Below are 12,737 nucleotides of genomic sequence, written 5' to 3'. Positions count from 1 at the left end.
GAGATTTAAAATAACAGAATTAACAAAATAATTTGACCTATTTTAATTAGATTTATATACTAATAGGTAACCACGGAGCAGTGGTACGCACGTGCGGATGTATCTGATTTTGCTATTGAAAAGAAATGGAGGGGAATAAATGATTATTGGAGTTCCTAAAGAAACGAAAAACAACGAAAAGCGCGTTGCATTAACGCCATCCAGCGTGACGATGTTTATTAATACAGGTCATGATGTTTATGTGGAGACAGCTGCTGGAAATGGAAGTGGATTCTCAGATGCCGAATATGAAGCAGCTGGTGCAAATATTGTGCAAACAGCAGGAGAAGCTTGGAATGTGGATATGGTGATGAAAGTGAAAGAGCCACAACCAGAGGAATTCACTTTCTTACGTGAAGGACTCATATTGTTTACCTTTCTTCACTTAGCTGCAGAACCGGAACTGACCGAGCATTTGGTAGAGAAGAAGGTTACAGCGATTGCTTATGAAACGATCCAGGAAGAAAGCGGTGAACTCCCGCTACTTGCCCCGATGAGTGAAATTGCCGGACGAATGTCTGTTCAGATCGGATCTCACTTTTTGGAAAATACGAAAGGTGGTAAAGGTGTCTTGCTCAGCGGTGTACCTGGTGTTCATCCAGCCAATATCGTGATTATTGGTGGAGGTGCAGTCGGGACAAATGCAGCCAAAATGGCTGTAGGATTTCGGGCAAACGTAACGATTATCGACATTAACACGAAGCGTCTGCGTGAATTGGATGATCTATTTAGCGGCAGGGTTAAAACCTTGATGTCCAATCCATTGAATATTAGAAGCGCTGTAAAAGATGCGGATCTATTGATCGGTGCTGTGTTGATACCAGGAGCCAAAGCACCTCAGCTTGTGTCTGAAGAAATGGTGAAAGACATGTCTCCCGCTTCCGTTATCATTGATGTAGCCGTTGATCAGGGGGGATCGATTGAGACTATTGATCGGGTGACGACTCATGATGATCCAATATATGTAAAGCACGATGTTCTGCATTATGCGGTAGCCAATATCCCCGGTTCTGTAGCAAGAACGGCAACGATGTCTTTAACGAATGTCACGAGTCAGTATGGTATGCTACTAGCAAATAAAGGATTGAAGCAAGTTGTGAAAATAAATGAAGCTTTTGCGAAGGGTGTCAATACACATGATGGCCTTGTAACGTACCAGCCGGTTGCTCAAGCACATAATCTGGATTATAAACCAATTACCAGTTTGCTGGAAAATAAGAGAGCCTATCGTTAGCAAGAAGGCTACTGTCAGAATCCTGTGTTCGTTTTATTGAATTTGAGAACATAGTCCAGTTCAAGTATGATATAAAGAGAAACCAAGTGGGAATAAGAGGTGGGAGATTAGATGGAATTGGATTATGAAAGCTTTATCCCATTGCATATTCAATTAAAAAAAGAAATTGAAGATCAAATCAGTAAAGGGATTTACAAGGAACAGATTCCAAGTGAGAGACAACTGATGGAAGAATATGATACGAGCAGAAGCACGGTAAGAGAGGCGATCAATCTTCTCGTAATGGAAGGTATTCTAGAAAAAAGACATGGAAAAGGGACATTTGTTTCTCTAAGACCAATAGATGAGTGGCTAGGGCATTTGAGCAGTACGACGGAAACCATACAGAATCTAGGGATGAAGCCAGGGGCAAAATTAATTGATCACTATATTACCGTTCCTCCAGCATATATTCAGGAAATATCTGGCTTTGAGAAAGCATATTTTATAAAAAGAGTGCGTTATGCAGATGATACTGCGATTGGAGTAGAACGACATTTTTATCCAGTGGGAATCGGAGAAGAGTTGGTAAAACACGAGCTGAACGATGCTACTTTATATGATCTGGTGGAAAACAAGCTTGGAATTCAATTTGCTGATGCAAAACAAATCATCAGCAGTGGAACATTATTGGAGGAAGATCGAAATTATCTTCAAGTGCCTGAAAACGCAGGGACAATAATTGCAGAAAGAATCATCAAAGATGTTTCGGGAAATGTGATTGAATACGAGGAGGCTTATTACCGTAGTGACCTGTACCGGTTTACAATTCATTTATCCCGTAAAAGTAGATAATCATAAAAAATTTTTATAAATCATATTTAAAATTATGATATCTGAATTTGTTAAAAATATTGAAAATAGCAATAAGATAATTTATACTAAGTGTACTCCAGTTTATTTCAACTGGTACGAATGTCAGGACGTCATAATGGGAGGGAACGTAGATCTAGATTTTCATCAGATTCAATGAAGAATGCGTCATTATAAAATGACAGCGATTACAGTTGGTGAGCAATTAACGCTGATTTTCCTGAAAGTGTGTCTGTTAAAGTATTTTTGAAATAGATGGGAGGAAGGAATTTGAAAACTGAAAAAGAAATGAGTCAAGCGACCGAAAAAGATTCTATGCATTTATGGAATGCAATGCATCGTTTTAATCCAGATGAAAAAAAGATGGTTGCTGCTTCTGGTAAGGGTGTGTGGTTTAAAGACGAAGAAGGAAATGAATATCTGGACGGTGTCTCTGGCTTATGGTGTCTAAATCTTGGGCATGGCAGGCAGGAAATTGTGGATGCTGCAGCGGAACAGCTGAAAAACCTTTCCTATTTTCCATTAACAATGAATCATCAGCCTGCTATTAAACTGGCAGAAAAAATCAGTGATTTATTAGGTTCTAGATATCAAACATTCTTTTCAAATAGTGGTTCAGAGGCGAATGAAACGGCCTTCAAGATTGCCCGTCAATATCACATACAAACAGGAAATCCGCAAAAATATAAAGTAATATCCAGATATCGGGGATATCACGGCTCGACACTTGGTGCATTGAGTGCAACAGCTCAAGCGAACCGCCGAAATAAGTATGATCCGGGGGTACCAGGATTTTTGCATATTTATCCGCCATATAGTTATCGGTCTATTTTTGATGGTAGTAAAGAAGAATCAGATCTGAAAGCAGCCCAATTGCTGGAAGAAATGATTAACTGGGAAGGCGAGGAAACGGTAGGCGCCTTTATCATGGAGCCGTTTATTTCAGGCGGTGGAGTAATCATCCCCTCGATGAAATATATAGAAAAGGTAGCAGAAATTTGTAAGAAATATAATGTTCTGCTTATCATGGATGAAGTTGTCTCTGGATACGGACGAACCGGGGAAATGTTCGGTTTTATGCATGCAAAGGGGGTACAGCCAGATATTGTCACGATGGCAAAAGGATTGACGAGTGGTTATTTACCATTGGGTGCTACAGCTGTCCGTGGAGAAATTTATGATGTTTTCAAGGAAAAAGGAGAAGATAATCATTTCCGTCATGTATCCACATACGGAGGACACCCTGCAGCATGTGCAGTTGCATTAAAAAATATCGAAATAATTGAAAGAGAAGGAATTGTCCGGCGTGTCCGCGATTTAGGAGAATCAAAGTTAAGCAGGCTCAAGCAGCTAGCCGAGCATAAAAATGTAGGAGAAGTGAGGCAAGTAGGTTTTCTTGTCGGACTGGAAATGGTAGAGGATAAGAAGGCGAAAACACCATTAAATGATGCGAAGATCGGTGAGGTATTAGGAAAATGCAAGGCAAAAGGATTGATTATCGGTAAGAATGGAGACACAGTGCCAAATCAGAACAATGTCATCATTATTGCACCGCCACTGATCAGTACAGAGGAAGAACTAGATTTTATTATGGAGACAGTGGAGTCTGTCATTAACAGTATTTAACTAGAATTCAAGTCAGAGATTGATAGGAAGGAAAAAAGATGAATTATGAAAAACTGAAAACATTTATGATTGTAGCGGAAAAAAGAAGTTTTTCTGAAGCTGCAAAGTTATTATATGTTACCCAACCTACAATTACTGCACAAATTAAATCACTGGAAGAAGAGTTAAATACAAAGTTATTCGAGCGCACAACAAAGAAAGTTGAGCTTACCCAGTCTGCAAAAATTTTGATGAAATACGCTCGTGAGATGATCCGTCTGAATGATATGGCACATAAAGAAATTATGCGTATTGAGGATACAGTTTATGGTGAATTAAGTATGGGATGCAGCTTTACGATTGGTGAATATATACTACCTGAATTTCTCAAGATATTTAAAGGAATGTACCCATTGATACAGATGGAAGTAGATATTACCAACTCGAATAATATTGTTTCCAATATCAAAGATCAGCGTATTGATGTCGGGCTGATCGAAACTCCGATCGATGATCCAGATGTGATTGTGGAACCAATTATGGAAGATGAACTTATTTTAATTGCTTCCTCTTCCTATCTACCGAAGCAAGACATGAAGGTATCTTTAGAGAAATTAAAACAGCTCCCACTGATTGTAAGAGAAAAGGGATCGGGAACAAGAGCGGTAGTTAATCAATACCTGAAACAGGCAGGACTTACAGAATCGGATTTAAACATTGTAATGGAGCTGGGAAGTACAGAAGCGATTAAAGCAGTGGTTGAAGCCGGGCTCGGTGTGTCGATTATCTCCAGAAGTGCGATTAAGAAAGAGCAGGAGTTAAATGTGTTAACAGCTCACCTTATCCAAAATATTTCTTTTTACCGATTTTTTTATATCGCATACGGCAGGAACCAAGTATTGAAGTCAACCACGGAAATCTTTATTGAAGAATTGAAAAAAATGGCAAGCAAAGCTGAACTGCAGATTTCATAAAAGGGAGGAATTGGAAATGGTAAAACAATCTTCAGAAATGAAGCAGGCAACAAACCGGAAAGTGAAAATGACACCAAGTGAGGCTATCGTGGAGACGCTGGTGGCAGAAGGAATACAAGAGGTATACGGCATTGTCGGTTCTGCATTTATGGATATGCTGGATCTATTCCCAGCAGCGGGAATTCGGTTTCTGCCAGTAAGACACGAACAGAGTGCAGCCCATATGGCGGATGCTTATACACGAGTTTCCGGAACAGCAGGGGTAGTAATTGGTCAAAATGGGCCAGGGATTACCAATATGGTTACATCTGTTGCTGCTGCGAATCAAGCGCATACCCCGATGGTTGTAATTTCGCCGTCTGCCGGTACTCCTACGATTGGCTGGGATGGTTTTCAGGAAGCTGACCAGGTGTCTATCTTCAAAGCTATTACGAAAGAAACGGTAAGAGTGACACATGTTAGCAGGGTTGCCGACACATTACGAACGGCTTTCCGTATTGCCTATGCTGAGCGGGGACCGGTCTTATATGATATTCCGCGGGACTTATTCTACGGGGAACTGGAAGAACAGATTTTACAGCCACACCAATATCGCGTTGACTCTCGTGGAAGCGGAGATCCAGTATTATTAGACAGAGCAGTGGAATTGCTGAAGAATGCTGAACATCCTGTTATTATTTCTGGCCGTGGTGCGGTAGATGCGGATGGGGTTGATACGGTAGTCAAAATTGCAGAACATCTAACTATACCGGCTGCTGTATCGTATATGCATAATGATGCTTTTCCGGCAGATCATCCGCTTGCAGTAGGCCCGATTGGTTACATGGGTTCTAAAGCAGCAATGCATACACTGAAAAAAGCGGATGTCGTGCTCGCAATTGGTACACGGCTTTCTGTCTTTGGTACCTTGCCGTGTTATGATATCGATTATTTTCCAAAGCAAGCGAAAATCATCCAAATTGATATCAATCCACGTAACATCGCGCGCACCCATCCAGTCGCTGTAGGTATTATCGGTGACGCAAAGGCTGCGACGGAAGCTCTATATGAAAAACTGACAGCCGCGGTCCCCGATGTTCATAAAAATCCAAGTCGTTTACAGGAAATAAGCAAGGTTAATGATGAGTGGGAGCAGGAATTGGTTGATCTTGCCATGGAAGATGGGAATCCGATTAATCCGAGACGTGCATTGTTGGAGTTGACGAAAGCATTACCGGAAAATACGATTATCTCGACTGATATTGGTAACGTATCTTCCACTGCCAACGCTTATCTAAAGTTTAACCAGACAAGGCGTCATATCGCTGCTTTAACTTTTGGAAACACAGGATTTGCTTATCCGGCGGCACTTGGTGCACAGCTTGCAGAGCCGGATTCACCGGTAGTTGCGATTATTGGCGACGGAGCGTGGGGAATGAGTCTGCACGAAGTAAGTACAGCAGTGGAGCAAAACATCCCAGTCATCGCCTGTGTATTTAATAACAAGTCATGGGCAGCAGAGAAGAAGAATCAAGTGGATTACTATGATAATCGTTTTATTGGTTCGGATATTAAAGCACCAGAGTTTGCGGAAGTTGCAAGATCGATGGGTGCGCTTGGTTATACCATTGAAAAGGCAGAAGATATCGCACCAGTAGTGAAAGAAGTTTTGGAGAAACGAAAAGCTGCAGTCCTGAATATCTATGTGGATGGTACTCAGCTCGCACCGCCATTCAGAAGAGATGCACTGAAGATGCCGACTCGCTATTTAGATAAATATAAGCATCTGGATCATGAGGAATGGAAATAAAGGTAGATAAGTAATAAACTCCCGTATCGTTTATATTGCGATACGGGAGTTGTTTGTGTTCCTGCTATAGAATATAACTTCATGGGTAACAAGATGATAATAATAAGAAGAAGCTGCTATTTTAGATATTCAAAAAAAATCACCGCCAAGCGCGTCATTCGTATGCTTGGCGGTGAAAGGAAAGGAGATTAGTCATCTCCTTACTTTACTGCTTGCTCATTAATAATGGGCTTTATATTTTCAGAGTGCTCTCCAAGAATCAGATAGTCTAGTTCTTGTTTTGACATCGCGCTGTAATTTTTATACCTGAACAAGAAGAAGATGGCTCCTAATGCAACCCATACACCTAGAGCTATCCAGGAAGGCGTGCTGAGAAAGCCTGGAGAACCGGGAACAACTAAGAGAAGGAAAAACCCGGTACTACTGATGATACCAAGCAGTGCGAAAAACTTTCTTACAGGAGACACAACCGAAAACCTGTCTTGGTTAAATGTATCTTTATCTGACCATTTAAATAGTTTGTATGCGATAAAGCAGGTATAGAAATAGGCAATGGTTACACCTAATGCAGACATGTCAACGACCCATAACAATGACTGTCTGCCGAAGAAAGGTGCAGCAAGTGTGAGAATGAATGTAAAAATAATAGCTGCATGCGGTGTTTTATATTTTGTATGAAGTTTTCCGAATACCTTTGGCAGGATTTTTGCACGTCCCATAGCAAACACTAATCTGCTCGTAGATAAATAAAACCCGATTAACCCGGTGAAAATCCCCATCATCAATGCAAAGGCCAACAGCAATAAGCCAAGTCCGCCATAGGCATTTTCTACGATTAGACCTGTACCCCATGCAGATCCTTGTTCTACGGAAGTAAGCCAAGGCTGACCAACGGCCGTAGCTATAATTGTCATGGAATAAACTAATGCGGCACACAGCAGTGCAAGTACAATTAACCTGAAAGTTTTTGTCGGTGAAAAGTCAAATTCCTCTGCTGCCTGTGGTATATTATCAAATCCGATATATGCCCATGGAGCAATGGCCACAATGGCTATAATGGCTGATATAGCACTGACTTCTGGTGTGAATGCAGGTTGAAGGTTGGAAAAGGCACTGGAAGGATGCAAGATCATGGCTATCGTTAGTAAAACTACACCACCCATAAGGCAAACGCCAAATATAAATTGAATAAAACCCGATATTTTTGCACCTCTTATATTCATTAGTGCGAATACGACTAAAACGGAAAGGGCTAAGAGGATTTCTACGATGTAAATATCCCATCCTGCAATGGAATATAAGTAACCCTGTTCAACAAAAGAAGGAAAGATAAATTTAAAGAGCAGTGCAAAAGCTGAAGCATTCAGGGCGACAATGGATAGGTAACCAAGCGTTAAAAACCACCCGCATAAAAAGGCATGATATCTGCCCAATCCATAGTAAGCATAAGCGAATTCTCCACCCGATACCGGAAGCTTTTCAACTAAGAATCCATAACTTACGCCAATAATAATCATCAAAAGGGCTCCAATCGTATAGCCAATAATAACTCCCAAAGGACCTGCCATAGACATCCAATCAACTGGTAGCACAAAAGCTCCCCAGCCAATGGCAGAACCAAATGCAATTGCCCAAATCCAAGAAGGTTTAAAACTTCGATCCAACTGTTCGCGTTTTTCCATTCTTTTTCACTCCTCTTATTATTTTAGGAAGCGTTTTCATTATGATGAAAATTAAATATTGCGTTGGATTAATTAAACCATTCTCAAAACACTAAATCAATAGTTTCTGAATAATTGACTTATTGTTAATTATGATAAAACTTATACAAAAGATTGATAATAAGTTTATATTGTAACAGTTATAAAATATACTTATGATTTATATTGAAATTTACAATTTCCTGTTTCTGTTTTTCTTTATTAAGATAATTATAGAACGTATTCGAGGGGGGATTATATTGGAAAAATTAAAAGAAAAGAAAGAGCGGGAGAAAGAGCAACATTTTTTAGTTAGAATTCTTCCTGGAATTTTACTGTGCATAGTTGTTATGTTGCTGGGGATTTTCGGAGCTGAATTACTCGGATTTTTGATGATTCAAATGGGGATGCTATCGCCGGAAAGCCAGACACCGGTTTCTGGGATTTTTGTTGCAATCATTATAGGTATCATTTTGCGAAATACATTCCGGTTATCGAACAGTTTTTTCTATGGTATTTCATTTTCCATGAAATATGTGCTCCGTGCCGGAATTATTTTGCTTGGTCTAAGACTTAGCCTGCTAGAAGCATTAAAGCTTGGTGCGATTGGTATTCCTTTGATTGTCGCATGTATTTCGGCTGGGTTATTTATTACATTATATTTAACGAATAAAATGAAACAATCAATGCGCCTTGGAACATTAATCGCAACTGGAACAGGAATCTGTGGTGTGACAGCGATTATGGCAACTTCTCCTGTCATTAAAGCGAAAGAGGACGAAATCTCTTATGCGGTAGCTAATATTACCATCTTTGGTTTAACCGGAATGGTCCTTTATCCCTTTTTAGCTAATTTTATGTTTGCAGCGGACCCTATTAAAGCGGGGTTATTTCTGGGAACAGCAATTCATGATACTGCTCAAGTTACGGGAGCGGCTTTAATATATGATCAATTTTTTCAAACACAGGAAGTTGTTGAAATTGCAACTGTAACTAAATTAACAAGAAATCTATTTATTATCGCAATCATTCCTTTTGTTTCTTATTTATTTTTCAAAAGTTCGGATAGGAGAGGCCATGAGAACGGCAATATGGAGAAGGCGCTGCCGAAATGGTATACTTTCATTCCTTTGTTTGTTATCGGCTTCTTAATCCTTTCTTTTGTCCGAACAATTGGGGATCTAACAATGGAGAATAATGGGGCTGCTTTTGGTTTAATTTCTTCAAATACTTGGGAGGGACTTTATACAAATCTTAGTTCATTTGGTACTACATACCTGCTTGGTATGGCGATGGCTGGGGTTGGATTGTCCACGAACTTTAAAATGTTTAAAGGGATAGGGATTAAACCTTTTTATATTGGATTTGCTGCAGCAATTGCAGTGGGAGCTGTAAGTTTTGTGTTAATCTTTTTGTTTGGTGGGCTTATTACGGTTTAGAATGGCTACCTTAAATTTCATTATTTTCGTTATGTGGGTATTGAGATTAAGACCTATAGATGAAAAGTATTGCTAAGAATATAAAATCTCTATTGATTCATCTCGTGGACTGTTACATCGTACCGCCCATTCCACTCCTGCTACCCATATCAGGTATTTTTCTAGTACCGTAAGTATTCAATTTATCTAAACATTCACTTTACAACAATTAAATAAAGTGATACTATCAATCTCAATTATACAAAGGGGATCTAACAACATAGAATACACAAAAGGGGAGTCTTTCATGGAAGTAATCAACAGGATAAGCAACATAGCCGGTAAATATTTTGCGCTTATCATCATCATTTTTTCAGTCATTGCATTCATGGTTCCGGAGTGGTTTTCTTCATTTGGCGCGTATATCCCAATTCTGCTTGGGGTCGTCATGTTCGGGATGGGGCTGACATTAAAAGCTTCTGATTTTAAATTGGTTTTTACGAAACCGATACCTGTTTTAATTGGGGTCGTTGCACAATTTTCAATCATGCCCACGGTGGCATTTGTCATCGCTTATTTATTACAATTGCCGGCAGAAATTGCAGCCGGTCTTGTATTATTAGGAAGTGTTCCGGGCGGGACGGCATCCAATGTAATGGTGTTTTTGGCGAAAGGAAATCTGCCGCTCTCCATTACCATGACGAGTGTTTCTACATTGCTCGCTCCGATCATGACACCGCTTTTATTATTAATATTCGCGGGGCAATGGTTACCGGTTAATCCAATGTCGATGTTTATGTCGATTGTACAAGTAATCGTTATTCCAATCATCTTAGGATTATTGGTTAATAAATACTTTCCGAAAACAACGGAAAAAGGGGCATCCATTCTGCCTTTAATATCGATTGTTGCAATTACAATTATTGTTTCATCTATCGTTGCAAATAATAAAGAAAATATTGCGAGTGCAGGAATTCTAGTATTCGTCTCCGTGTTGCTCCATAATGGATTTGGACTATTATTAGGATTCTATGCAGGAAAGTTATGTAGATTACCTGTGCAAGATCAACGTGCGATTTCGATTGAAGTCGGAATGCAGAACTCAGGTCTTGGTGTTGCTTTAGCTTCCGTCTATTTCACGCCATTAGCAGCGTTGCCAAGTGCATTTGCCTCAGCTTGGCAGTTGATTACCGGTACCATGCTTGCTTCCAAGTGGGGGAAAAGCGGAGTTCCGAATGAACGAGACACGAGCGTTGAAGAACAACCAAACGATGCAGCTTTAGAAGAAAAGAAGTTATCAAATTAACAGAGGCATCTCAAAGGTTTATCAAGCCCTTGAGATGCCTTATTTTATCAAATTTATCTCGCATTAACGATCTGTGCTACCCCCGCCTCTATAGATGAAGGAAACCCAACATGTGAAGGTTGGGAAGTTAAGGAAATCCCCATTGAATGAAGTTTCACTTTATCATTATGATAGGTGAGTTTACCTTATCGAAGTAAAACAAAAAAGCGCCTATATTTATATAGACGCTAACGATTATTCGTGGCGAGAGAACTATGTGTTCACATCACATGTTTAACCTGTTCCTCGACTTATACGAATCAGCTCATCGCTACGTAAGTATAACATTTTTCGGTTAAGAAAACTAGATATTTTTTAGGGGGAGTCGCTGACTACAGGTGTTTTTTCCATATTACTTCCAATTAAAGGCAGGGCACCTTCCAGGCCATCGGGACGTGTAACCGTACGATTTTAGAATAATAGTTATAGGAATTAGATGATTGTCCAGCGCATGTTTTATTTGTACGGTGATTTAATAAATTCATTTGTCCTGTCTCCTTTGCCGTTTTGATTGGGATAAATTCCGTATGTTCTTTATCGTATTTTTTATATTTAGGATTAATCCGGATGAAATCCTCCTCATCATTAACAATGGTGTTCGTAGCTAATGCAAATTTATTTTCCTCACTTAATTCATTATAGGTTATAGCATACTCAGAACCTGGATTACTGTTTTTCCAGGCTATAAATTGCATCGGGCGAGGTATGTTTTCAAACACATTATGTTGGAAAGTAGGATTGATGGCGCCACTTGCCATAATCCCTCTATTCGCATTATTTTCACCGGGTTCAACGTTTTTAACTAGATTGTTTTCTATTGTTGAATTACGCCAATTTAACACGCGAATGGCATCTTGGCGCATTTTCTCTATTTTATTATCCCTGATTATAATTTGCTCATGATATTTCCCGCCGGAATATTTATGTGTACCGATTGCCCGGTCGAGATTATAGAATAGATTATCTTCTATTGTTAGATTGGAGTTAGGTGTTTTATCGAACGTACTCCACTTCGAACTCCATCCTTGTGTCAGCTTGTCAGGGGTATCAATATTAATCGCTTCTTTGATTTCAGTTGGTGATTGTTTTGAATTTATGAATTTATTGTTGGTTATAACAGCATTCTTTGTCGCATCAATCTCAATGAAATGGCCGGAATATATGTTTTGAAAATGAATATTTTCGATTCGGATATTCTGGTTATGACCGGCGATAATAGCAATTGCATCCTTTTCAAAGTTTAAATCGATCGTAGCTGACCCATAACCAATGATGGAAATATTTTTTTCACCACCGTATTCGCCGTAGACACCTTCTTTCTTACCACGAGAAGGACGGATAAGTTGAAAAATGGATTGATCTGCCTCGACATTGGCTATACCCGTATCATTCCCGTTTACAATCTTCACACCGTTTTCTAGCTTAATCGTTACATTTGAAGGAACGAATAATACATTTGATATGAGATAAGTCCCTTTCTCCAATATAAGTGCGCCACCATCTGTTTCTTCCAGCTGTTCAAGGTAGGAACGAAGTAAATAATAATGTTTTGTTTTCTTGTTGTATGTGGAGTCGTTCATAAAGTTTTCATTAAATGGATCGCTGCTCGGACTAATCGTATAAGTCTCTGCTTTCGTTTCGACTGCATGGGCGGGGAGGATTATCCATAAAGTCAATAAAGATAAAATCAATAAAACCTTTTGCATGGTACCTGTGCTCCTTCTTGTTAATGTTTATTCATATTTAAAATACGTATTTAATGCTTCACCATCACCATATGT

9 protein-coding genes are annotated in these 12,737 nt (G+C 39.5%); 7 read left to right on the top strand and 2 right to left on the bottom strand.

Annotated elements, in window-relative coordinates:
• Positions 1-139 precede the first annotated feature (139 nt).
• From ald to xsc, 5 genes are all read left to right on the top strand, one after another.
• Positions 140-1,273, top strand: coding sequence for an alanine dehydrogenase (ald, locus tag LZD48_RS08280; RefSeq protein ID WP_235762251.1), 1,134 nt, complete (start codon positions 140-142; stop codon positions 1,271-1,273).
• A 111-nt stretch (positions 1,274-1,384) separates the two neighbouring features.
• Positions 1,385-2,107: a GntR family transcriptional regulator gene (locus tag LZD48_RS08275; protein ID WP_235762250.1), complete on the top strand. Its 723-nt coding sequence runs from the start codon at positions 1,385-1,387 to the stop codon at positions 2,105-2,107.
• A gap of 288 nt (positions 2,108-2,395) precedes the next feature.
• On the top strand, positions 2,396-3,751 hold the full coding sequence (locus LZD48_RS08270; protein ID WP_310739800.1) for an aminotransferase: 1,356 nt from the start codon (positions 2,396-2,398) through the stop codon (positions 3,749-3,751).
• Positions 3,752-3,789: 38 nt separating this feature from the next.
• Positions 3,790-4,704, top strand: coding sequence for a selenium metabolism-associated LysR family transcriptional regulator (locus LZD48_RS08265; protein WP_235762249.1), 915 nt, complete (start codon positions 3,790-3,792; stop codon positions 4,702-4,704).
• Between the two features lie 16 nt (positions 4,705-4,720).
• On the top strand, positions 4,721-6,493 hold the full coding sequence (gene xsc, locus LZD48_RS08260) for a sulfoacetaldehyde acetyltransferase (protein ID WP_235762248.1): 1,773 nt from the start codon (positions 4,721-4,723) through the stop codon (positions 6,491-6,493).
• Between the two features lie 200 nt (positions 6,494-6,693).
• Here xsc and LZD48_RS08255 read toward each other — a convergent pair whose 3' ends face one another.
• Positions 6,694-8,175, bottom strand: a complete 1,482-nt coding sequence (locus LZD48_RS08255) for an APC family permease (protein WP_235762247.1) — start codon at positions 8,173-8,175, stop codon at positions 6,694-6,696.
• 278 nt (positions 8,176-8,453) lie between these two features.
• Here LZD48_RS08255 and LZD48_RS08250 point away from each other — a divergent pair, with 278 nt between their 5' ends.
• Positions 8,454-9,632, top strand: a complete 1,179-nt coding sequence (locus tag LZD48_RS08250; protein ID WP_235762246.1) for a YeiH family protein — start codon at positions 8,454-8,456, stop codon at positions 9,630-9,632.
• Positions 9,633-9,918: 286 nt separating this feature from the next.
• Entirely contained in the window at positions 9,919-10,917 is a 999-nt protein-coding gene (locus tag LZD48_RS08245; protein WP_235762245.1) for a bile acid:sodium symporter family protein, read from the top strand.
• Between the two features lie 401 nt (positions 10,918-11,318).
• On the opposite strand, the gene LZD48_RS08240 is transcribed toward LZD48_RS08245, so the two are convergent.
• Positions 11,319-12,662, bottom strand: coding sequence for a right-handed parallel beta-helix repeat-containing protein (locus LZD48_RS08240; RefSeq protein WP_235762244.1), 1,344 nt, complete (start codon positions 12,660-12,662; stop codon positions 11,319-11,321).
• Positions 12,663-12,737 lie beyond the last annotated feature (75 nt).

This window comes from Oceanobacillus alkalisoli (assembly GCF_021556485.1).
GTDB classification, from domain to species: Bacteria; Bacillota; Bacilli; order Bacillales; family Amphibacillaceae; genus Oceanobacillus; species Oceanobacillus alkalisoli.
This window is presented reverse-complemented; position numbering and strand designations above follow the sequence as displayed.

Bases quoted from the DNA above. Each gene is read 5' to 3' on its own strand.
- ald (WP_235762251.1), top strand. From the start codon at position 140: ATGATTATTGGAGTTCCTAAAGAAACGAAAAACAACGAAAAGCGCGTT.
- LZD48_RS08275 (WP_235762250.1), top strand. From the start codon at position 1,385: ATGGAATTGGATTATGAAAGCTTTATCCCATTGCATATTCAATTAAAA.
- LZD48_RS08265 (WP_235762249.1), top strand. From the start codon at position 3,790: ATGAATTATGAAAAACTGAAAACATTTATGATTGTAGCGGAAAAAAGA.
- xsc (WP_235762248.1), top strand. From the start codon at position 4,721: ATGGTAAAACAATCTTCAGAAATGAAGCAGGCAACAAACCGGAAAGTG.
- LZD48_RS08255 (WP_235762247.1), bottom strand. From the start codon at position 8,175: ATGGAAAAACGCGAACAGTTGGATCGAAGTTTTAAACCTTCTTGGATT.
- LZD48_RS08245 (WP_235762245.1), top strand. From the start codon at position 9,919: ATGGAAGTAATCAACAGGATAAGCAACATAGCCGGTAAATATTTTGCG.
- LZD48_RS08240 (WP_235762244.1), bottom strand. From the start codon at position 12,662: ATGCAAAAGGTTTTATTGATTTTATCTTTATTGACTTTATGGATAATC.